The sequence below is a fragment of the Pseudomonas sp. 1 genome, assembly GCF_056626735.1.
This window is the reverse complement of sequence record NZ_JBWXMQ010000020.1, coordinates 1-22,824: the sequence shown is the minus strand read 5'-3', so window position 1 is coordinate 22,824 and position 22,824 is coordinate 1. Positions and strand designations below refer to the sequence as shown.

Here is a 22,824-nt window from a genome sequence, read left to right as displayed (position 1 = left end):
CTTGATTTGCTAGAGGAGTGCGCGTCAGTCGCGCTCCCAATCTTTACATAGGCTTCCCCCCGAAATGATGGACATCAACGAGATTCGCGAATACCTGCCTCACCGTTACCCGTTCCTGCTGGTGGACCGGGTAGTGGAGCTGGATACGGAAGGCAAGCGCATTCGCGCCTACAAGAATGTCAGCATCAACGAACCGTTCTTCAATGGTCACTTCCCTGCGCACCCGATCATGCCGGGCGTGCTGATCATCGAAGCCATGGCTCAGGCTGCCGGGATCCTTGGTTTCAAGATGCTTGACGTGAAACCCGCCGACGGCACCCTCTACTACTTCGTCGGTTCCGACAAACTGCGCTTCCGCCAGCCAGTGCTGCCGGGCGATCAGTTGATCCTCGAAGCCAAGTTCATCAGTTGCAAGCGTCAGATCTGGAAGTTCGAATGCCAGGCTTCGGTCGATGGCAAGCCGGTCTGCTCGGCTGAAATCATCTGTGCGGAACGCAAGCTATGAGTTTGATTGACCCTCGCGCAATCATCGATCCGTCGGCCGTCCTGGCTGATGGCGTCGAGGTCGGCCCGTGGTCGATCATCGGTGCAGGTGTGGAAATCGGCGAGGGAACGGTCATCGGGCCACACGTGATCCTCAAAGGTCCGACCCGTATCGGCAAGCACAACCGCATCTACCAGTTTTCCTCGGTAGGCGAAGACACGCCGGACCTGAAATACAAGGGCGAAGAAACCCGCCTGGTGATTGGTGACCACAACGTCATCCGCGAAGGCGTGACGATTCACCGTGGCACCGTTCAGGATCGGTCCGAAACGACCCTGGGCGATCACAACCTGATCATGGCCTATGCCCACATCGGCCATGACAGCGTCATCGGCAATCACTGCATCCTGGTCAACAACACCGCGCTGGCCGGCCATGTGCACGTCGCTGACTGGGCGATTCTGTCCGGTTTCACCCTGGTGCATCAGTATTGCCATATCGGCGCCCACAGCTTTTCCGGCATGGGCACTGCGATCGGCAAGGATGTACCAGCGTTCGTCACCGTATTTGGCAACCCGGCCGAAGCGCGCAGCATGAACTTCGAGGGCATGCGCCGTCGCGGTTTCAGCGAAGACGCCATTCACGCTCTGCGCCGCGCGTACAAAACCGTGTATCGCCAGGGTCTGACAGTCGAACAGGCGCTGGCCGAACTGGCCGAACCCTCTGCCCAGTTCCCGGAAGTCGCGATGTTCCGTGACTCCATCCAGTCGTCGACTCGCGGCATCACCCGCTGACCATGGCCAATCTGCGTATTGCGCTGGTGGCGGGGGAGGCTTCCGGTGACATTCTGGGCGCCGGGCTGATGCGCGCCCTCAAGGCACAGCATCCTGCGGTGGAGTTCATCGGTGTCGGCGGTCCGTTGATGCAGGCCGAGGGCCTGACCTCCTATTTTCCGATGGAGCGTTTGTCGGTCATGGGGCTGGTGGAAGTCCTGGGGCGGCTGCGTGAACTGCTCAAGCGCCGCAAGGACCTGATCGCGACGCTTATCACTGAAAAACCGGATGTATTCATCGGCATCGATGCGCCGGACTTCAACCTCAATATCGAACTCAAGCTGCGTCAGGCCGGGATCAAGACCGTGCACTACGTCAGCCCTTCGGTGTGGGCATGGCGGCAGAAGCGGGTCCTGAAGATCCGCGAAGGCTGCGACCTGATGCTCACGCTGCTGCCATTCGAAGCCAGATTCTACGAAGAGAAGGGCGTACCGGTGCGGTTCGTCGGCCATACGCTGGCCGACACCATTCCACTGGAGGCCGATCGCAGTGCGGCGCGTGCCGAACTCGGTCTGCCGGACGGTCCGCTGGTGGCTTTGATGCCCGGCAGTCGGGGCGGCGAAGTCAGTCGTCTGGGTGCGCTGTTCCTCGATACCGCCCAACGTCTGCGTGCCATGCGTCCCGGCGTGCGTTTCGTCATACCGTGCGCCAACCCCGAGCGTCGTGCCCAACTCGAAGAGCTGCTGGCCGGTCGCGATCTGCCGGTGACCCTGCTCGATGGCAAATCCCATCTGGCCTTGGCAGCTTGCAATGCGGTACTGATCGCGTCGGGTACGGCAACCCTGGAAGCGCTGCTGTACAAGCGTCCGATGGTCGTGGCCTACCGGCTTGCGCCGCTGACGTTCTGGATTCTCAAACGCATGGTCAAGAGTCCGTACGTGTCCCTGCCGAACCTGCTGGCTCAGCGATTGCTGGTCCCGGAATTGTTGCAGGATGATGCGACGGTCGAAGCGCTTGCCCAGACCCTGTCGCCGTTGATCGACGGTGGCGAAGAGCAGACTCGTGGCTTCGACGAGATCCACCGCACTCTGCGCCTGGACGCTTCCAATCAGGCGGCTGACGCCGTTCTGAACCTGATCGGGCAAACACGATGAGCAAGACAAGCATGCAGATGGGCCTGGATTTCACCTTGGTCGCCGAAGTCGAAGAACTGGTGGCCGGTGTCGATGAAGTCGGTCGCGGCCCGTTGTGCGGCGCGGTCGTCACGGCGGCGGTGATCCTCGACCCGAACCGCCCGATTCTCGGTCTCAACGACTCGAAAAAACTCACCGAAGCCAAGCGCGAAAAGCTCTACGACGAAATCTGCGAGAAGGCTTTGAGCTGGTGCATCGCCCGCGCCGAAGTCGAAGAGATCGACGAACTGAACATCCTTCATGCCACCATGCTGGCCATGCAGCGCGCGGTCGCCGGCCTGCACATCCAGCCGAAACTGGCGATGATCGATGGCAATCGCTGCCCGAAACTGCCGATGCGTTCCGAAGCGGTGGTCAAGGGCGACAGCAAGGTCCCGGCCATCGCCGCGGCCTCGATTCTGGCCAAGGTCAGCCGCGATCGCGAGATGACGGCGTTCGAATTGATCTATCCGGGTTACGGCATCGGTGGCCACAAAGGTTACCCGACGCCCGTTCATCTGGAAGCGCTGGTGCGTTTGGGGCCGACGCCGATTCATCGGCGTTCTTTTGCCCCGGTTCGGCAGGCTTATGAAGCGCTGGAAGGCCTGACGCCGGTTTAGCGGCGAGGCTGATGTTTTATTCGAGGCCCGGTACAATCCGGGCCTTGTTGTCTCTATGTAACTGGACAGGATCACTATGCCGGCTTCATTCGTTCATCTACGCCTGCACACTGAATACTCCCTGGTCGACGGGCTGGTGCGGATCAAGCCGCTGGTCAAGGCCTTGACCAGCATGGGCATGCCGGCCGTTGCGGTGACCGATCAGAACAACATGTGTTCGCTGGTCAAGTTCTATAAAAACACCATGGGCGCCGGGATCAAGCCGATCTGCGGCGCCGACCTGTGGCTGTCGAACAAGGACCCCGATGGTCCGCTGAGCCGCATCAGCCTGCTGGTCATGAATGCCCAGGGCTATCGCAACCTGACCGAGCTGATTTCCCGTGGCTTCATCGAAGGTCAGCGCAACGGCATGATCATCATCGAGCGCGAATGGGTCGCCGAGGCCAACGAAGGCCTGATCATGCTGTCCGCCGCCAAAGAGGGCGAGATCGGCATGGCCATGATCGGCGGCAATCCCGCCGAGGCCGAAACCCTGACGCGCGAATGGATGGCGGTGTTCCCGGATCGTTTTTATCTGGAAGTCCAGCGCACCAACCGTCCGAACGATGAAGAACAGCTGCACGGCGCCGTCGCCCTGGCCGACAAGCTCGGTGCTCCGCTGGTCGCCACCAACGATGTGCGGTTCATCAAGCAGGAGGATTTCGAGGCTCACGAAACCCGCGTCTGCATCGGCGAAGGCCGGGCCCTCGACGATCCGCGCCGTTCAAAGAACTACAGCGACCAGCAGTATCTGAAAAGCGCCGAGGAAATGGCCGAGCTGTTCAGCGACCTGCCGGATGCGGTGGAAAACACCGTCGAGATCGCCAAGCGCTGCAACATCGACGTGAAGCTGGGCAAGCACTTCCTGCCTGACTACCCGATCCCCGATGGCATGACCATCGACGAGTATTTCCGCAAGGTGTCGTTCGATGGTCTGGAAGAGCGCCTCAGCGTGCTGCTGCCCAAGGACACCACCGAAGATTACGAGGCCAAGCGTCAGGTCTACGTCGACCGGCTGAATTTCGAGCTGGATATCATCATCCAGATGGGGTTCCCCGGTTATTTCCTGATCGTGATGGACTTTATCCAGTGGGCCAAGAACAACGGCGTGCCGGTGGGGCCGGGCCGGGGGTCGGGTGCCGGATCGCTGGTGGCCTATGTACAGAAGATCACCGACCTCGACCCGTTGGAATATGACCTGCTGTTCGAACGTTTCCTCAACCCGGAACGGGTATCGATGCCCGACTTCGACGTCGACTTCTGCATGGATGGTCGCGACCGGGTGATCGATTACGTGGCCGAAAAATACGGTCGCAACGCTGTAAGCCAGATCATCACTTTCGGTTCCATGGCGGCGAAGGCTGTGGTCCGCGACGTTGCGCGGGCCCAGGGCAAGTCGTTCGGCCTGGCGGATCGCCTGTCGAAGATGATTCCGTTCGAAGTCGGCATGACCCTGGAAAAAGCCTACGAGCAGGAAGAAATCCTGCGCGACTTCATCAAGGTCGATGAAGAAGCGGCGGAAATCTGGGAGATGGCACGCAAGCTCGAAGGTGTGGTGCGTAACGTCGGTAAGCACGCCGGTGGTGTGGTGATCGCGCCGACCAAACTGACCGACTTCTCGCCGATCTATTGCGACGAGGCCGGCGACGGTCTGGTAACCCAGTTCGACAAGGACGACGTCGAGGCAGCGGGTCTGGTGAAGTTCGACTTCCTCGGCTTGCGGACCCTGACGATCATCGACTGGGCGCTCAAGACCATCAACCGCGACCGCGCCAAGGTCAACGAGCCGCCGCTGGACATCGCGTTCATCCCGCTGGATGACAAGCCGACTTATCAGCTGCTGCAAAAAGCTGAAACCACCGCGGTGTTCCAGCTTGAATCCCGTGGCATGAAAGAGCTGATCAAAAAGCTCAAGCCCGACTGCCTCGAAGACCTGATCGCACTGGTGGCCCTGTTCCGTCCGGGCCCGCTGCAATCGGGCATGGTGGATGACTTCATCAACCGTAAGCACGGTCGCGCGGAACTGGCGTACCCACACCCGGATTACCAGTACGAAGGCCTGCAACCGGTGCTGGCGCCGACGTACGGCATCATCCTGTATCAGGAACAGGTGATGCAGATCGCCCAGGTCATGGCCGGTTACACCCTCGGTGGTGCGGACATGCTGCGTCGGGCGATGGGTAAAAAGAAACCTGAGGAAATGGCCAAGCAACGCGGCGGTTTCATCGAGGGTTGCGCGAAGAACAACATCGACGCGGATCTGGCCGGTAACATTTTCGACCTGGTAGAGAAATTCGCCGGTTACGGCTTCAACAAATCCCACTCCGCCGCCTACGGTCTTGTGTCGTACCAGACTGCCTGGTTGAAGGCTCACTACCCGGCGCCGTTCATGGCTGCGGTACTGTCGGCGGATATGCACAACACCGACAAGGTCGTGACCTTGATCGAGGAAGTGCGCACGATGAAGCTGCGGCTCGACGCGCCGGACGTGAACACTTCGGAGTTCAAGTTCACGGTGAACGACGAAGGCCGCATCGTGTATGGTCTGGGCGCAATCAAAGGCGTCGGCGAAGGCCCGGTGGAGGCGATCACCGAGGCCCGTCAGGCCGGTCCGTTCAAGGATCTGTTCGACTTCTGCGCCCGGGTCGACCTCAAACGCATCAACAAGCGCACGCTGGACGGTCTGATCCGCAGCGGCGCGCTGGATCGCCTCGGTCCGTTCTTCCATGACGAGCAAAAGGCTTATCAGGCCAATATCGACCGCAATCGCGCGGTCTTGCTGGCGGCGATGGAAGAAGCCATCAAGTCGGCCGAACAGACTGCGCGCACCCGAGACAGTGGTCATGCCGACCTGTTTGGCGGGTTGTTCGTCGAGGAAGACGCAGACGTTTACGCGCTGCATCGCAAGGCCAAGGAGTTGACCCTCAAGGAACGCCTCAAGGGTGAAAAGGACACTCTTGGCCTGTACCTGACCGGCCATCCGATCGACGAATACGAAGGTGAAATCCGCCGGTTTGCCCGTCAGCGCATCATCGACCTGAAACCGGCCCGCGACACCCAGACCGTGGCGGGGATGATCATTGCCCTGCGAGTGATGAAGAACAAAAAGGGCGACAAGATGGGCTTCATCACCCTCGACGACCGCTCCGGGCGGATCGAGGCGTCGCTGTTCGCCGATGCGTTTCACTCCGCGCAATCGTTGCTTCAGACCGATGCGATGGTGGTGGTCGAAGGTGAGGTCAGCAACGATGACTTCTCCGGTGGCCTGCGGCTGCGGGTCAAGCGGGTGATGAGCATGGAAGATGCGCGCACCAACCTCGCCGAGAGTCTGCGCCTGAAGTTGCAGACCCAGGATCTTAAAGGCGATCAGCTACGCTGGTTGGGTGATTTGCTCAAGCGTCATCGCGGAGCGTGCCCGATCACCATGGAATACACCAGTCCCGATGCGAAGACCTTGCTGCAGTTTGGCGAGACCTGGCGGATCGACCCGGCGGATGCCTTGATTCAAGCCCTGCGTGACCAGTTCGGGCGAGACAACGTCTTCCTCCAATACCGTTGACCGGCAGGTGCCATCAAAGCGCCTGCCCACGACCTGAATTTTTAATCTCGACCTCAGCGCGCCTCTCCCTTAAGGTAGGGCGCGAATAGACAACCGGCCGGCCCAAGCTCATTTGGGACACGACCCAAGACGGACGCCTATGAACCCGAATTTTCTAGATTTCGAACAGCCGATCGCCGACCTGCAAGCCAAGATCGAAGAGTTGCGCTTGGTCGGTAATGACAATTCGCTGAATATCGGCGATGAGATCTCCCGCCTGCAGGACAAGAGCAAGACGCTGACCGAAGACATCTTCGGCAAGCTGACCAGCTGGCAGATCGCACGTCTGGCGCGTCACCCGAAACGTCCTTACACCCTGGACTACATCGACCACATCTTCACCGAGTTCGACGAACTGCACGGTGACCGTCACTTCTCCGACGACGCAGCCATTGTGGGCGGCGTGGCACGTCTGGAAGACCAGCCAGTGATGGTGATCGGTCACCAGAAGGGCCGTGAAGTGCGTGAAAAGGTACGCCGCAACTTCGGCATGCCGCGTCCGGAAGGCTACCGCAAGGCTTGCCGCCTGATGGAAATGGCCGAGCGTTTCAAGATGCCGATCCTGACCTTCATCGACACCCCGGGCGCCTACCCAGGGATCGACGCCGAAGAGCGCAACCAGAGCGAAGCGATCGCCTGGAACCTGCGCGTCATGGCTCGTCTGAAAACCCCGATCATCGCCACCGTGATTGGTGAAGGTGGTTCGGGCGGCGCACTGGCGATCGGCGTGTGCGACCAGTTGAACATGCTGCAGTACTCGACTTACGCGGTGATCTCGCCGGAAGGTTGCGCTTCGATTCTGTGGAAAACCGCAGAGAAGGCGCCGGATGCTGCTGAAGCGATGGGTATCACCGCCGAGCGTCTGAAAGGCCTGGGCATTGTCGACAAAGTGATCAGCGAGCCTCTGGGCGGCGCTCACCGCGATCCGGCTGCGGCCGCCGCATCGATCCGCGCAGAGCTGAGCTCGCAACTGGCGATGCTGAAGAAGTTCGACAACGAAGCGCTGCTCAAGCGTCGTTACGATCGTCTGATGAGCTACGGCCTCTGATCGAACGCCGTTTTGGCTGACAATGCAAAACACTGTGGGAGCGGGCTTGCCCGCGAATGCGATGTAACATTCAACAACTGTGTTGGCTGTTTCACCGCTTTCGCGAGCAAGCCCGCTCCCACATTTGGTTTGTGAAAAGGTAGATAAATGGGTCAGCCCTCGATTGATTTGCCTTCCAGGCTTCTGCGCAGTCTCACGCCCTGGCTCGATGCGGCTCATTGGCGTATCGCTTTCTCGGGCGGCCTCGACTCCACCGTCCTGCTGCACCTTCTGGCAACTCTCGCTAAATCCGAATCCCTTCCGCCGCTAAGCGCAATCCATGTTCATCACGGTCTTCAGGCCGCGGCCGATGCGTGGCCGGCGCATTGCCAGGCTGTCTGTGATGCCTTGGGCATTCCATTGCAGATTGTTCACGTGACTGTGCAAAAGGGCGCCAGCCTTGAGCGTGCGGCGCGGGATGCTCGTTATGCGGCATTCACTTCGGCGACTCGGATCAATGATGTCTTGATGACGGGCCAGCACCGCGACGATCAGGCCGAAACGCTGTTGTTCCGCCTGCTGCGTGGCGCCGGTGTGCGCGGGCTGTCCGGAATGCCGGCCACGCGAGCGCTGGGGCAGGGCAGTCTGGTTCGGCCGTTGCTCGACGTCACGCGTTCAGAGCTGCAAGCCTACGCACAGGACCATGGCCTGCTCTGGGTCGAGGATCCGTCGAATCAGGATCGACAGTTTTCGCGCAACTACCTGCGCCACCAGGTCATGCCGCTGCTGGCTGGTCGCTGGCCTCAGGCTCACGCCAGCATGGCCCGCAGTGCGGCGCATCTGCGTGAGGCGCAAGGCTTGCTCGATGAGCTGGCGCAAATCGATCTGGCTCAAGCGAGCATGCCCGGTGGTTTCGAGTGGTCAGGATTGCCATCACTGGAGTTTGCGGCGATCGCGGGCTTGTCCGATGCCCGTCAGCGAAACGCTCTCAGTCACTGGCTTGAGCCGCTGACCCGACTGCCGGATACCGACCATTGGTCGGGTTGGATCGACCTGCGCGATGCCGGTAACGATGCCGCTCCGGTCTGGCGTCTGGCGGATGGCGAGCTGCATCGAAGCGTCGGTCGTCTGTGGTGGCTCAGCGGGCAATGGTTGCGTACGCCGGTGGTCAGCGGCAGCTGGCACGACCTGTCGTCAGCGCTACGCTTGCCCCATAACGGGCGTGTCACGTTCATCGGCCAGACTCCCGTGGGGCCGCTGCAAATCCGCTACCGTCAGGGCGGCGAGGTGATGGATCTGGCAGGGCGCGGTCATCGCGATCTCAAGCGCCTGCTCAATGAGCGCGCGGTGCCGGGTTTCGTGCGTGGCAGATTGCCGCTGCTGTTTCGCGATGAAGAATTGCTCGCCGTGGCGAACCTGCCGGGGCTCGACGGCAATGCGCTGCAAGGCTGGCGATTGCATTGGCAGCCTTCGGACGAAGATCAAGGTTTGAGATGAAGGGGGCATTCCGGTAGACTACGCTCCCTTCTTGATACAACTTCTGTGGATTCGCCTGAATTGCAGGAGTTGCCGATTACCAAGCAGTCTTTGCTGGGCGATTCCAAAAAATGTGTAGCGAGCAACGTACCGGTGTTTTCACTTCCGGTCTGTCCCAACGCGGCGGTTTTTTTGAAAGGTGCACTGTGATTAATGCAGGTGATCGGGGGCTTCGGCCTTCCTTCGCTTTCCCCGGCGGCTCGGACCGCTTTAACGCAGACTTCTAGGGTTTTTCATGACGCGCTACATATTCGTCACGGGCGGTGTTGTTTCTTCTTTGGGGAAAGGCATTGCATCGGCTTCATTGGCGGCCATCCTGGAGGCGCGGGGGCTTAAGGTCACCATGCTGAAGCTGGATCCGTACATCAACGTCGACCCGGGCACCATGAGCCCGTTCCAGCACGGTGAAGTGTTCGTCACCCACGACGGCGCCGAGACCGACCTGGACCTGGGCCACTACGAGCGGTTCATCCGCACGACCATGACCCAGAACAACAACTTCACCACCGGCCGTGTCTACGAGCACGTGCTGCGCAAAGAGCGCCGTGGTGACTACCTGGGTGCAACCATCCAGGTGATTCCGCACATCACTGACGAAATCAAGCGTCGCATCATCAAGGGTGCCGGCGATGCCGACGTGGCCCTGGTGGAAATCGGCGGTACCGTTGGCGACATCGAATCGCAACCATTCCTCGAAGCCATTCGCCAGTTGCGTGTGGAAGTCGGTTCCAAGCGCGCGATGCTGATGCACCTGACCCTGGTTCCGTACATCGCCACCGCTGGCGAAACCAAGACCAAGCCAACCCAGCACTCGGTGAAAGAGCTGCGTTCGATCGGTCTGCAGCCAGACGTGCTGATCTGCCGTTCCGACCATCCGGTGGATGTGTCGTCGCGTCGCAAGATCGCGTTGTTCACCAACGTTGAAGAACGTGCGGTGATCTCCCTGGAAGACGTCGATACCATCTACAAGATCCCGGCCGTGCTGCACGCTCAGGGTCTGGACGATTTCGTCGTCGAGCGTTTCGGCCTGCAATGCAACGGCGCCGACCTGTCCGAGTGGGAAAAGGTCGTCGATGCCAAGCTCAATCCAGAGCACGAAGTCACCATCGCGATGGTCGGCAAGTACATGGAGCTGCTGGACGCCTACAAATCGCTGATCGAAGCGATGAGTCACGCCGGCATCACCAACCGTACCAAGGTCAACCTGCGCTATATCGATTCCGAAGACATCGAGAACCAGGGCACCGCGCTGCTGGAAGGCGTCGACGCGATTCTCGTTCCGGGCGGCTTCGGTCTGCGTGGCGTGGAAGGCAAGATCACTGCCGTTCAGTACGCTCGCGAAAACAAGGTTCCGTACCTGGGTATCTGCCTTGGCATGCAAGTGGCGGTCATCGAGTTCGCCCGTAACGTGCTGGGCTGGAAAGATGCCAACTCCACCGAGTTCGATCGCGCCAGCGGCCATCCGGTTGTCGGTCTGATCACCGAGTGGGAAGACGCCACCGGCGCCGTTGAAGTGCGTACCGAAGCGTCCGACCTGGGCGGCACCATGCGCCTCGGCGCTCAGGAATGCCTGCTCGAACCCGGCTCCAAGGTGCACGACTGCTACGGCAAGGATGTGATTGTCGAGCGTCACCGTCACCGTTACGAAGTGAACAACAACCTGCTGCCGCAGATCATCGAGGCCGGCCTGAAGATTTCCGGTCGTTCTTCCGATGCCGCGCTGGTTGAAGTGGTCGAAGCACCGGATCATCCATGGTTCGTCGCTTGCCAGTTCCACCCAGAGTTCACCTCGACGCCACGCGATGGCCATCCGCTGTTCAGCGGCTTCGTCAAAGCAGCATTGGCTCAACACCAGAAGAAGGCGTAACCCCGATGGCACAGAAGATCATCCGCGTCGGCGACATCGAGATTGCCAACGACAAGCCCATGGTGCTGTTCGGTGGCATGAACGTGCTGGAAAGCCGTGACATGGCCATGCAGGTTTGCGAAGAGTATGTGAGGGTCACCGAAAAACTAGGTATCCCTTACGTGTTCAAGGCCAGTTTCGACAAGGCCAACCGTTCTTCTGTGACCTCCTATCGCGGTCCTGGCCTGGAAGAGGGTATGCGCATCTTCCAGGACATCAAACAAGCCTTCGGCGTGCCGATCATCACCGACGTCCACGAGCCTGACCAGGCCGCAGTCGTCGCCGAGGTCTGCGACATCATCCAGCTGCCGGCCTTTCTGTCGCGCCAGACCGATCTGGTTGTCGCGATGGCCAAGACCAATGCCGTCATCAACATCAAGAAAGCCCAGTTCCTCGCACCTCAGGAAATGAAACACATCCTGAACAAGTGCGTGGAAGCGGGTAACGATCAGTTGATCCTCTGCGAGCGCGGTTCGAGCTTCGGCTACAACAACCTCGTGGTCGACATGCTCGGCTTCGGCATCATGAAGCAGTTCGAGTACCCGGTATTCTTCGACGTGACCCATTCGCTGCAGATGCCGGGCGGTCGTTCCGACTCCGCCGGCGGTCGCCGCGCCCAGGTCACCGACCTGGCCAAGGCTGGCATGAGCCAGTCGCTGGCGGGCCTGTTCCTTGAGGCGCACCCGGATCCGGACAACGCCAAATGCGACGGCCCTTGCGCCTTGCGTCTGGACAAACTGGAGCCATTCCTGGCCCAGCTCAAAGCCCTGGACGAACTGGTGAAGAGTTTTCCGACGGTAGAAACCGCGTAAACCTCAATTCTCCGGTAAAGTACCGCACGATTTGTCGCTCATGCCCTCGGGTATGAGCGTTGTCGTCTGCAAGCTGCCCGTTGCACAACACTTGCCGACGGTAAAAAGATTTCCTCTAGCTGCGTCGTTTTCGTCAACTTTGGAGTGTTTACAACAATGGCAAAAATCGTCGACATCAAAGGTCGTGAAGTTCTCGACTCCCGTGGCAATCCCACCGTGGAAGCGGACGTGCTTCTCGACAACGGCATCATCGGCAGCGCCTGCGCGCCGTCCGGTGCATCCACTGGCTCGCGTGAAGCGCTCGAGCTGCGTGATGGCGACAAGAGCCGTTATCTGGGCAAGGGCGTGCTCAAGGCGGTAGCCAACATCAACGGTCCGATCCGCGATCTGCTGCTGGGCACCGACCCAAGCGACCAGAAAGCCCTGGATCACGCGATGATCAAGCTGGACGGTACTGATAACAAAGCGACCTTGGGCGCCAACGCCATCCTCGCCGTCTCCCTGGCTGCGGCCAAGGCAGCTGCACAGGATCAGGACCTGCCGCTGTACGCTCACATCGCCAACCTGAACGGCACCCCGGGCGTTTACTCGATGCCGGTTCCGATGATGAACATCATCAACGGTGGCGAACATGCCGACAACAACGTCGACATCCAGGAATTCATGGTTCAGCCGGTCGGCGCCAAGTCTTTCTCGGAAGGCCTGCGCATGGGCACCGAGATTTTCCATCACCTGAAAGCCGTTCTGAAGGCCCGTGGCCTGAGCACTGCCGTGGGTGACGAAGGCGGTTTCGCGCCGAACCTGGCTTCCAACGAAGACGCGCTGAAAGTGATTTCCGAAGCCGTTGCCAACGCTGGTTACAAGCTGGGCACCGACGTGACACTGGCTCTGGACTGCGCGGCCAGCGAGTTCTTCGAAGACGGCAAGTACAACCTGTCCGGCGAAGGCCAGGTGTTCACCGCTGAAGGTTTCGCCGACTACCTCAAAGGTCTGACTGAACGTTACCCGATCATCTCGATCGAAGACGGTCTGGACGAGTCCGATTGGGCTGGCTGGAAGATCCTCACCGACAAGATCGGCGCCAAGACCCAACTGGTTGGCGACGACCTGTTCGTGACCAACACCAAGATCCTGAAAGAAGGCATCGACAAGAAGATCGCCAACTCGATCCTGATCAAGTTCAACCAGATCGGCACCCTGACCGAAACCCTGGAAGCCATCCAGATGGCCAAGGCTGCCGGTTACACCGCCGTGATCTCGCACCGTTCGGGCGAAACCGAAGATTCGACCATCGCCGACCTGGCCGTGGGTACTTCGGCTGGCCAGATCAAGACCGGCTCTCTGTGCCGTTCCGACCGCGTTTCCAAGTACAACCAACTGCTGCGTATCGAAGAGCAGTTGAATGGCAAGGCCAAGTACAACGGTCGCAGCGAGTTTCGCGGCTGAGCAGTAAATGATAGAAAGACACCGGATTGTGTCGGAAAAGTCGTGACAGCGATGGATTTGCCACTAATCTGATGCCTTATATGCACAAGCCTGGATATTCCAGGCTTCGTGCTATCAGATGCTTCAAAGTTTTGACGTGGCTGTCTTTTTTCACTGGATACCTGATATTCGATGCGCAGTCCTTACTGGTTGTTTCTCGTCTTGCTCTTGCTGCTGGCCGGTCTGCAGTACCGCCTGTGGGTGGGCAATGGCAGTCTGGCGCAAGTCGCCGAACTGAATCAGCAGATTGCTGAACAGCACGCCGAGAACGAAGCCTTGCTGGAGCGCAACCGGGTGATGGACGCTGAAGTCAGCGAGTTGAAGAAAGGCATGGAGACCGTTGAAGAGCGGGCTCGTCACGAACTGGGCATGGTCAAGGACGGCGAAACCCTTTACCAGTTGGCCCAATGATCGATTCCCTGCCGGCCTTCTGGGCCGTGATTCCTGCCGCGGGCATCGGTGCCCGTATGGCCGCGGACCGTCCCAAGCAATATCTGCAACTGGGCGGGCGCACAATTCTCGAACACAGCCTCGGCTGTTTCCTCGATCACCCGAGCCTCAAGGGGCTGGTGGTCAGTCTTGCCGTCGATGACCCTTACTGGCCGAACCTGGCCAGCGCCAGCGATCCGCGAATTCAGCGGGTCGACGGTGGAGCCGAACGTTCCGGCTCGGTACTCAATGCTTTGCTTCATCTGCATGCCCAAGGTGCCGACGATGAGGATTGGGTGCTGGTGCACGATGCGGCACGGCCCAATCTGAGCCGTGACGATCTCGACAAACTGCTCGCTGAACTGGCAAACGATCCGGTCGGCGGTTTGCTGGCCGTGCCGGCGAAGGACACCCTGAAACGGGTCGACAAACACGGTCGAGTGTTGGAAACCGTGGATCGCAGCGTGATCTGGCAAGCCTATACGCCGCAGATGTTCCGACTCGGTGCCTTACACCGGGCTTTGGCTGACAGTCTGGTGGCGAATGCAGTCATCACCGATGAAGCTTCGGCGATGGAGTGGGCCGGGTTGGCGCCGCGCCTGATCGAAGGCCGCGCGGATAATCTGAAAGTCACCCGCCCCGAAGATCTCGAATGGTTGCGCCAGCGCTGGGCCAATCGTCGTTAAATCCGGTACTCCGGCCGCTCGGCCAAACCTTCCTTGAGAAAATCCACCAGCTTGCGCACCTTGGGCGACAAGTGCCGCTGCTGTGGATACAACGCCCACACTGCCGTATTCGGCGGTTGATGCGCCTCCAACAAAGAAATCAACGCACCGCTGTGCAGATGTTCCAGCACGTAATAGTCCGGCAGCTGACACAATCCGACGCCTTGTAAGGCTGCATCCAGCACTGCTTGCCCACTGTTGCAGCGCCAGTTTCCCTGCACCCGTTGGGAAAATTCCCGCCCGTTTTGTTCAAGCTGCCAGATGTCCGAGCTGCCGATCAGGCAATTGTGTCGCCCTAGTTCCGACAGGCTGTGTGGGCGCCCGTACCGTTCCAGGTAGGAGGGCGACGCACACAAATACATGCGCCGCGGTGCCAGTCGGGTCGCCACCAGCCGGGAATCCTGAAGACGACCGAGGCGGATCGCCAGGTCCAGGCCTTCGTGCACCAGATCGAGTTGGCGGTTGGTCAGTTCAATGTCGATGCGCAATTGCGGGTAATGCCCCATGAACCGGGTCACCAGCGGCACGATGAAGCGTTCGCCATACGCCACGGCGCAGGTCATACGCAGCATGCCTTTGGGTTCGCTGGTCAGGTCGCCGACTGCGCGCAACGCTTCTTCGCGACCGTCCTGCAGGCGTTGACAATGTTGCAGGAAGGTCTGGCCGGCTTCGGTCAGTGTGACGCGCCGGGTGCTGCGGTACAGCAGTCGCGTCTGCAAACGCTCTTCCAGTCGTACGATTTGTCGACTGATGTGCGAGGAAGAAACGCCCAGGCGCTCGGCAGCCGCGGTGAACTGGCTGCATTCGGCAACGGCGACGAACTCGTCGATGCCTTCCCAGCGGTTTTCAGACATCGGGATTATCCCTGTATGGCAATAATGTTTTGCTTTTGCCCGGATTATTCATCAAGCGGCGCTGGACTACACTCCTTGTCTGGTTTTTATTCAATGGATTCACTGGAGAGTCAGCATGATCAAGTCGCGCGCCGCCGTTGCCTTCGAGGCCAAGAAGCCGCTGGAAATCGTAGAAGTCGATGTCGCCATGCCCAAGGCCGGTGAAGTGTTGCTGCGCGTGGTGGCTTCCGGGGTTTGCCACACTGACGCTTACACCCTGTCCGGTGCTGACCCGGAAGGTATCTTCCCGTCGATCCTCGGCCACGAGGGTGGCGCCATCGTTGAAGCGATCGGCGAAGGCGTGACTTCCGTGGCCGTCGGCGACCACGTCATTCCGCTGTACACCCCGGAATGCGGTCAGTGCAAGTTCTGCAAGTCGGGCAAGACCAACCTGTGTCAGGCCATTCGCACCACCCAGGGCAAGGGCCTGATGCCGGACGGCACTTCGCGCTTTTCCTACAAGGGCCAAACGATTTTCCACTACATGGGTACCTCGACGTTCTCCGAGTACACCGTGCTGCCGGAAATCTCCGTGGCCAAGATCTCCAAGGATGCGCCGCTGGAAAAGGTCTGCCTGCTCGGTTGCGGCGTGACCACCGGGATCGGTGCGGTGATCAACACCGCCAAGGTCAAACCGGGCGACACCGTGGCCATCTTCGGTCTCGGCGGTATCGGTCTGTCGGCGGTGATTGGTGCAGTGAAGGCCAAGGCTTCGCGCATCATCGCCATCGACATCAACCCGGCCAAGTTCGAAATCGCCAGGCAACTGGGTGCCACCGACTGTGTGAACCCGAAAGACTTCGATCGTCCGATCCAGGAAGTGATCGTCGACATGACCGATGGCGGCGTCGACTTCTCCTTCGAATGCATCGGCAACGTGCAACTGATGCGCGCAGCCCTCGAGTGCTGCCATAAAGGCTGGGGCGAGTCGGTGATCATCGGCGTGGCCGGTGCTGGCCAGGAAATCGCCACCCGTCCATTCCAGTTGGTGACCGGTCGCGTCTGGCGCGGTTCGGCGTTCGGCGGCGTGCGTGGCCGTACCGAATTGCCAAGCTATGTCGACATGGCACAGAGCGGCGAAATCCCGCTGGACACCTTCATCACCCACACCATGGGCCTGGAAGACATCAACAAGGCCTTCGACCTGATGCACGAAGGCAAGAGCATCCGTACCGTCATTCATTTCTGATCAATCGCGATGCCACGGTTGCCAGTGTGCAGCCGTGGTTGCGTAGGAGTCCTACATGAGTCTGGAAAACATCTCCTGTCAGAAAAGTTTCGGCGGCTGGCACAAACGCTATCGGCATCGATCCGAGGTGCTGGGCTGCGACATGGTGTTCGCCGTGTACCTGCCGCCGCAGGCAGAGCAGGGCGGCAAGTTGCCGGTGCTGTACTGGCTGTCGGGCCTGACCTGCACGGACGAGAACTTCATGCAGAAAGCCGGCGCGATGCGCATGGCGGCCGAACTCGGCCTGATCATCGTGGCGCCGGACACCAGCCCGCGTGGCCCGGATGTACCGGGGGATCCTGACGGGGCCTGGGATTTCGGTCTCGGTGCCGGGTTCTATCTGAATGCCACGCAGGAACCATGGTCGCGTCACTATCGGATGCATGACTATGTCGTGCAGGAATTGCCTTCACTGGTTGAAGCGCATTTCCCGGCCTCGGACAAGCGCAGCATCAGCGGCCACTCCATGGGCGGTCACGGTGCACTGGTCTGTGCGTTGCGCAATCCGGGACGTTACCAGTCGGTGTCAGCGTTTTCGCCGATCAACAATCCGATGGATTGCCCGTGGGGTCAGAAAGCGTTCAGCCGCTATCTGGGCGAAGACCGTTCGAAATGGCGCGAATGGGATGCCTGTGCACTGATCGCCGACGCGGACGAGAAACTGCCATTGCTGGTTGATCAGGGTGACCGCGACGACTTCCTCGCCACCCAGCTCAAACCCGAAGCCTTGCAACAAGCGGCAAAACAAGCGGGTCATCCGCTGACGTTGCGCCTGCAACCGGGCTACGACCACAGCTATTTCTTCATTGCGAGCTTCATTGACGACCACTTGCAGCATCACGCGCGCGCTCTGAAGGGTTAATGCAGGTAGAATCACGCCCTGACAAAATTCGGGGCGTTTTTTTATGCGTATTGGCCACGGCTATGATGTGCACCGTTTCGCTGAAGGCGATTTCATTACTCTGGGCGGCGTGCGAATCGCACACGGCTTCGGGCTGCTCGCTCACTCCGACGGTGACGTCCTGCTGCACGCCTTGAGCGATGCCTTGCTCGGCGCGGCTGCGCTGGGTGATATCGGCAAGCATTTCCCGGACACCGACCCGCAATTCAAGGGCGCCGACAGTCGTGTGCTGCTGCGGCATGTGGTCAGCCTGATCCACGCCAAAGGCTGGAAGGTCGGCAACGTCGACAACACCATCGTTGCTCAGGCCCCCAAAATGGCCCCCCATATCGAATCGATGCGCGCGCTGATTGCCGCGGATCTGCAAGTAGAACTGGATCAAGTGAACGTGAAAGCCACCACCACCGAGAAGCTCGGCTTCGTCGGTCGCGAAGAAGGCATTGCCGTGCATTCCGTTGCCTTGTTGCTGCGCGCATGAACGAACTGCAACTGCTTGGCCCGCGGGCCTATGGTGACGCCCTTGGCACCGCGGTACTGAAAGCCATCGCCGAAGATTTCCAGGTCGATGAAGTGCTCGACATTCCCTTCAGCGGTGATGGTGAGCACCTGTGGATCTGGGTGGAAAAGCGCGGTCTGAACACCGAGGAAGCGGCACGACGCATCGCCAAGGCTGCCGGCGTGCCATTGCGTACGGTCAGCTATGCCGGCCTGAAAGATCGTCAGGCGCTGACCCGTCAGTGGTTCAGCGTGCAACTGCCGGGCAAGGCTGATCCGGATCTGTCGGCGGCGGAAAACGATACGCTGAAAATCCTCAAGACCACTCGACACAAGCGCAAGCTGCAACGCGGTGCGCATTCGGCCAACGGTTTCACCTTGCGCCTGACCCAGTTCAATGGCGACAAAGCCGCCATCGACGAGCGTCTGCAACTGATCGCCAAACAAGGTATCCCGAACTACTTCGGCGCTCAGCGTTTCGGCCATGATGGCGGCAATGTCGTCGATGCCCGTTCGTGGGCGGCGCGCAAGGCACTGCCGGAGCAGCGCAACGTGCGTTCGCGCCTGCTGTCGACCGCGCGCAGTTTTCTGTTCAATCAGGTACTCGCGGCGCGGGTGGCCGATGGCACCTGGCAACGTGCCCAGGTCGGCGATCTGCTGGCGTTCACCGACAGCCGCAGCTTTTTTCCGGCAGGTGAAGCCGAGTGCAGTGACCCGCGTCTGGCGATTCTCGACCTGCACCCGACCGGCCCGCAGTGGGGCGAAGGTGACTCGCCGGCTGCAGGGGTTGTCCATGATCTGGAGCAGGGGATTGCCGCACGCGAGGCGGATCTGCGTGATTGGTTGATTAATGCCGGTATGAGCCACGAACGTCGCATCCTGCGGCTGCCCATTGGCGGGTTGACGTGGCATTATCCCGAGCCTGACATTCTGCAACTGGAATTCGTCCTCCCGGCCGGATGCTTCGCCACCGTATTGGTGCGCGAACTCGTTGATCTGGTGCCGGTGGGGCAGACGGACAGCCCATGCGTATTCTGATTTCTAACGATGATGGGGTGACTGCGCCCGGTCTTGCCGCGCTTTATGCTGCGCTGGCGGATTACACCGAGTGCGTGGCTATCGCCCCGGAACAGGACAAGAGCGGTGCCAGCAGTTCGCTGACACTCGACCGTCCGTTGCACCCGCAATACCTGGACAACGGTTTTATCAGCCTCAATGGCACGCCGACCGACTGCGTCCACCTGGGGCTCAACGGTTTGCTGGAACGCGTGCCGGACATGGTGGTTTCGGGCATCAACCTCGGCGCCAACCTGGGTGATGACGTGCTGTATTCCGGAACGGTGGCAGCCGCCCTCGAGGGCCGCTTTCTCGAGCGCCCGTCGTTTGCCTTCTCGCTGGTTTCGCGGCTGGTCGACAACCTGCCTACGGCGGCCTACTTTGCGCGCAAACTGGTCGAAGCCCACGCCAGGCTCGATCTGCCACCGCGCACGGTGTTGAACGTGAACATTCCTAATCTGCCGATCGATCGCATTCGCGGCATTCAACTGACCCGTCTCGGCCATCGCGCCCGTGCGGCGGCACCGATGAAAGTCGTGGACCCGCGCGGCAAGGCCGGTTACTGGATCGCGGCGGCAGGTGACGCGGAAGACGGCGGGCCGGGTACCGATTTCCATGCGGTGATGCAGGGTTACGTATCCATCACTCCGTTGCAGCTCGATCGCACCTTCAATGATGCCTTCAGAAGTCTCGACGGCTGGCTGGAGGGCCTCAATTAATGGCTCGTGAACAAGACGACAGACTGCGCAGCGGCATCGGGATGACGTCCCAGCGAACCCGAGAGCGCCTGATCCAGCGTCTGTACGAAGAGGGTGTTTCCAACGCCAGCGTGCTGGAAGTGATCCGTCGGACCCCGCGACACCTGTTTGTCGATGAAGCGCTGGCACACCGTGCCTACGAGGACACCGCACTGCCGATCGGCAACAACCAGACCATTTCCCAGCCTTATATGGTGGCGCGCATGAGCGAACTGCTGCTGGAGGCCGGGCCGCTGGATAAGGTACTGGAGATCGGCACCGGTTCCGGTTATCAGACGGCGGTGCTGTCGCAACTGGTCGAGCGGGTGTTCTCGGTGGAGCGCATCAAGGTGCTGCAGGATCGGGCCAAGGAACGCCTGGTCGAGCTCAACCTGCGCAACGTAGTGTTTCGTTGGGGTGATGGCTGGGAAGGCTGGCCGGCGCTGGCGCCGTACAACGGCATCATTGTCACTGCGGTGGCGACCGATGTGCCTCAGGCTTTGCTGGATCAACTGGCACCGGGCGGGCGGATGGTAATCCCGGTCGGCTCGGGTGAAGTGCAGCAATTGATGCTGATCGTGCGCGAAGAAAACGGCTTCTCCCGGCACGTTTTGGGGGCGGTACGTTTCGTGCCATTGCTCAACGGTCCGCTGGCCTGAGCATTTGTTCCAGGATGCTGAATTCCTGTCGAACGTGCCTGTCTTACAGCGGCAGTGAATGTTTAAACAGGATGGATCGTCTACAGGCAAACGTGTGCGCCGTGCGATAGCGCTTCTATAAAGGTAAAGCCGGTTGCGCCCGTTATACTTGCGAAGTTTCATGCCGGAATCGGCACTCCACATTTTTCAGCCACCACAAAGGGAGCGGCGGGTGAGTCTCACAGTCATTGCGCAGCGTATGGGTAACACGAGCTTTCAGCGCCTGGTGACTGGCCTTGTCTTGAGCACCTTGCTGGTCGGTTGCTCCAGCACAAAATCGAACAACGTCCGGGTCGTCGATCGCAACAATTCGGTGGCCCAACGTCCGGTCGTAACGACCGGGCAGTATGTAGTCCGTCCGGGCGATACGTTGTTTTCCATCGCTTTTCGCTACGGCTGGGACTACAAAGCCCTCGCCGCCCGGAACAATATTCCTACGCCATACACGATACATCCGGGTCAGACGATTCGCTTCGACGGTCGCACCGGTTCAACGCCGACGGCGGTCGTCAGCAACTCCGGTTCTTCAGCGTCTTCGTCCAGCAAAACCACGGTTATCCGGCGTCAGGCAAATGGCACGACGACCACCACAACCACGGGTTCCGGGGCCGCCTCCACGGCGGTTGTACCGTCCGTCGCCAGCAAGCCCGCGCCCGCTCCACTGCCTCCACCGGGCCCGGCCCCGACCGGCTGGGGATGGCCATCTAATGGCATTCTGATTGGTAAATTCTCTTCAAACGGTAGTTTGAATAAAGGAATTGATATCGCCGGAGATTTGGGACAGCCTGTTTTAGCTGCGTCTGATGGGACGGTGGTTTACGCCGGGAGTGGCTTAAGGGGCTACGGCGAATTAGTCATCATCAAACACAGCGAAACCTACGTCAGTGCTTACGGACACAACCGTCGGCTGTTGGTACGGGAGGGGCAGCAGGTCAAGGTCGGACAGACAATTGCCGAAATGGGGTCAACGGGTACAGACCGGGTGAAACTGCATTTTGAGATTCGCCGACAAGGTAAACCTGTAGATCCGCTGCAGTTCCTGCCAAGACGTTGATTTGCAGACCAGCCTGTTTCTTCACGTAGAGGGGACAGGCTCCAGCGTTGCCAAGGATAAAGGCGCCGCTTGAGCTTGGGGTCGAACTCACCAAAGGACTATAACAATGGCTCTCAGTAAAGAAGTGCCGGAGTTTGACATCGACGATGAGGTTCTCCTGATGGAGACCGGCATCGATTCGGATTCGATGTCGAATGATGAAGGGGCTGCTCCACCTTCCGTTCGTGCCAAATCCAAACACTCCGCTTCACTTAAACAACACAAGTACATCGATTACACTCGGGCACTCGATGCCACGCAGCTGTACCTCAACGAAATCGGCTTTTCCCCATTGCTCTCCCCGGAAGAAGAAGTTCATTTTGCGCGCTTGTCGCAAAGTGGCGACCCTGCCGGGCGCAAGCGCATGATTGAAAGTAACCTGCGGCTGGTGGTCAAAATCGCCCGGCGTTACGTCAATCGGGGGCTGTCGCTGCTGGATCTCATCGAAGAGGGCAACCTCGGACTGATCCGCGCGGTGGAAAAGTTCGATCCCGAGCGCGGCTTCCGCTTCTCGACCTACGCGACCTGGTGGATCCGTCAGACCATCGAACGCGCGATCATGAATCAGACCCGGACCATCCGGTTGCCGATCCATGTGGTCAAGGAGCTCAACGTGTACCTGCGTGCCGCGCGGGAGCTGACGCAAAAGCTCGACCACGAACCCTCACCCGAAGAAATCGCCAACCTGCTGGAAAAACCGGTGGGCGAGGTCAAGCGCATGCTGGGCCTGAACGAGCGGGTTTCTTCGGTCGATGTCTCGCTGGGTCCGGATTCGGATAAAACCCTGCTGGACACCCTGACGGATGATCGTCCGACCGATCCTTGTGAACTGCTGCAGGATGACGACCTGTCGCAGAGCATTGATCAATGGCTCTCGGAACTGACCGACAAGCAACGCGAGGTGGTCGTGCGCCGCTTCGGCTTGCGCGGCCACGAGAGCAGCACGCTGGAAGATGTAGGCCTGGAGATCGGCCTGACCCGGGAACGGGTGAGACAGATCCAGGTGGAAGGCCTCAAACGCCTTCGGGAAATTCTCGAGAAAAACGGCCTGTCGAGCGAGTCGCTGTTCCAATAAGCCGCCCGCGTGACCGCTATGCAAAAAGCCCCGACTGGTTCG

General features: G+C 59.9%; 21 protein-coding genes. 20 read left to right on the top strand and 1 reads right to left on the bottom strand.

The window, feature by feature from the left end:
* The first annotated feature begins 64 nt into the window (after positions 1–64).
* The 12 genes from fabZ to ispD all read left to right on the top strand — a co-directional run bounded on the left by fabZ (position 65) and on the right by ispD (position 14,567).
* Entirely contained in the window at positions 65–505 is a 441-nt protein-coding gene (fabZ, locus tag AC1MDC_RS24835) for a 3-hydroxyacyl-ACP dehydratase FabZ (protein WP_003222142.1), read from the top strand.
* Positions 502–1,278: an acyl-ACP--UDP-N-acetylglucosamine O-acyltransferase gene (lpxA, locus tag AC1MDC_RS24830; protein WP_085697333.1), complete on the top strand. Its 777-nt coding sequence runs from the start codon at positions 502–504 to the stop codon at positions 1,276–1,278. The genes fabZ and lpxA overlap by 4 nt, the downstream gene beginning before the upstream one ends.
* A gap of 2 nt (positions 1,279–1,280) precedes the next feature.
* On the top strand, positions 1,281–2,411 hold the full coding sequence (lpxB, locus tag AC1MDC_RS24825; RefSeq protein ID WP_480393868.1) for a lipid-A-disaccharide synthase: 1,131 nt from the start codon (positions 1,281–1,283) through the stop codon (positions 2,409–2,411).
* An 11-nt stretch (positions 2,412–2,422) separates the two neighbouring features.
* Entirely contained in the window at positions 2,423–3,049 is a 627-nt protein-coding gene (gene rnhB, locus AC1MDC_RS24820) for a ribonuclease HII (protein ID WP_139832574.1), read from the top strand.
* 76 nt (positions 3,050–3,125) lie between these two features.
* Entirely contained in the window at positions 3,126–6,647 is a 3,522-nt protein-coding gene (gene dnaE / locus AC1MDC_RS24815) for a DNA polymerase III subunit alpha (protein WP_085702588.1), read from the top strand.
* Between the two features lie 139 nt (positions 6,648–6,786).
* Positions 6,787–7,734, top strand: coding sequence for an acetyl-CoA carboxylase carboxyltransferase subunit alpha (locus AC1MDC_RS24810; RefSeq protein ID WP_064379018.1), 948 nt, complete (start codon positions 6,787–6,789; stop codon positions 7,732–7,734).
* A 147-nt stretch (positions 7,735–7,881) separates the two neighbouring features.
* Entirely contained in the window at positions 7,882–9,210 is a 1,329-nt protein-coding gene (gene tilS, locus AC1MDC_RS24805) for a tRNA lysidine(34) synthetase TilS (protein ID WP_480393867.1), read from the top strand.
* 274 nt (positions 9,211–9,484) lie between these two features.
* Positions 9,485–11,116 carry a CTP synthase gene (locus AC1MDC_RS24800; protein WP_085697338.1) on the top strand — a complete coding sequence of 544 codons (1,632 nt, stop codon included), beginning with the start codon at positions 9,485–9,487 and terminating at the stop codon, positions 11,114–11,116.
* A 5-nt stretch (positions 11,117–11,121) separates the two neighbouring features.
* Entirely contained in the window at positions 11,122–11,967 is an 846-nt protein-coding gene (kdsA, locus tag AC1MDC_RS24795; protein WP_085697339.1) for a 3-deoxy-8-phosphooctulonate synthase, read from the top strand.
* A gap of 156 nt (positions 11,968–12,123) precedes the next feature.
* Complete coding sequence (eno, locus tag AC1MDC_RS24790) at positions 12,124–13,413, top strand: phosphopyruvate hydratase (RefSeq protein WP_085702590.1); 1,290 nt, start codon at positions 12,124–12,126, stop codon at positions 13,411–13,413.
* Positions 13,414–13,584: 171 nt separating this feature from the next.
* Positions 13,585–13,863 (top strand): cell division protein FtsB, encoded by a 279-nt coding sequence (gene ftsB, locus AC1MDC_RS24785; RefSeq protein ID WP_085697341.1) that lies wholly within the window; start codon positions 13,585–13,587, stop codon positions 13,861–13,863.
* Positions 13,860–14,567, top strand: coding sequence for a 2-C-methyl-D-erythritol 4-phosphate cytidylyltransferase (gene ispD, locus AC1MDC_RS24780; RefSeq protein ID WP_085702591.1), 708 nt, complete (start codon positions 13,860–13,862; stop codon positions 14,565–14,567). The genes ftsB and ispD overlap by 4 nt, the downstream gene beginning before the upstream one ends.
* Here ispD and AC1MDC_RS24775 read toward each other — a convergent pair.
* Positions 14,564–15,460 (bottom strand): LysR family transcriptional regulator, encoded by an 897-nt coding sequence (locus AC1MDC_RS24775; protein WP_007954817.1) that lies wholly within the window; start codon positions 15,458–15,460, stop codon positions 14,564–14,566. The two genes, ispD and AC1MDC_RS24775, sit on opposite strands and share 4 nt — an antisense overlap.
* Positions 15,461–15,575: 115 nt before the next feature.
* On the opposite strand from AC1MDC_RS24775, the gene AC1MDC_RS24770 reads away from it, so the two are divergent.
* The 8 genes from AC1MDC_RS24770 (at position 15,576) to rpoS (ending at position 22,782) form a co-directional block, all read left to right on the top strand.
* Positions 15,576–16,688 (top strand): S-(hydroxymethyl)glutathione dehydrogenase/class III alcohol dehydrogenase, encoded by a 1,113-nt coding sequence (locus tag AC1MDC_RS24770; RefSeq protein ID WP_480393866.1) that lies wholly within the window; start codon positions 15,576–15,578, stop codon positions 16,686–16,688.
* A 55-nt stretch (positions 16,689–16,743) separates the two neighbouring features.
* A complete protein-coding gene (gene fghA / locus AC1MDC_RS24765; RefSeq protein WP_085697344.1) occupies positions 16,744–17,589 on the top strand; it encodes an S-formylglutathione hydrolase in 846 nt (281 codons plus the stop codon).
* Positions 17,590–17,632: 43 nt separating this feature from the next.
* Entirely contained in the window at positions 17,633–18,106 is a 474-nt protein-coding gene (gene ispF, locus AC1MDC_RS24760) for a 2-C-methyl-D-erythritol 2,4-cyclodiphosphate synthase (RefSeq protein ID WP_007954821.1), read from the top strand.
* Positions 18,103–19,161 carry a tRNA pseudouridine(13) synthase TruD gene (truD, locus tag AC1MDC_RS24755; protein ID WP_011332702.1) on the top strand — a complete coding sequence of 353 codons (1,059 nt, stop codon included), beginning with the start codon at positions 18,103–18,105 and terminating at the stop codon, positions 19,159–19,161. Before ispF ends, truD begins: the two co-directional genes overlap by 4 nt.
* A complete protein-coding gene (gene surE, locus AC1MDC_RS24750; protein ID WP_085697345.1) occupies positions 19,149–19,898 on the top strand; it encodes a 5'/3'-nucleotidase SurE in 750 nt (249 codons plus the stop codon). Before truD ends, surE begins: the two co-directional genes overlap by 13 nt.
* Positions 19,899–19,939: 41 nt before the next feature.
* A complete protein-coding gene (locus AC1MDC_RS24745; RefSeq protein ID WP_170844894.1) occupies positions 19,940–20,575 on the top strand; it encodes a protein-L-isoaspartate(D-aspartate) O-methyltransferase in 636 nt (211 codons plus the stop codon).
* 211 nt (positions 20,576–20,786) lie between these two features.
* On the top strand, positions 20,787–21,668 hold the full coding sequence (locus AC1MDC_RS24740; protein WP_085702595.1) for a peptidoglycan DD-metalloendopeptidase family protein: 882 nt from the start codon (positions 20,787–20,789) through the stop codon (positions 21,666–21,668).
* A 106-nt stretch (positions 21,669–21,774) separates the two neighbouring features.
* Positions 21,775–22,782, top strand: a complete 1,008-nt coding sequence (rpoS, locus tag AC1MDC_RS24735; RefSeq protein WP_007954831.1) for an RNA polymerase sigma factor RpoS — start codon at positions 21,775–21,777, stop codon at positions 22,780–22,782.
* Positions 22,783–22,824 lie beyond the last annotated feature (42 nt).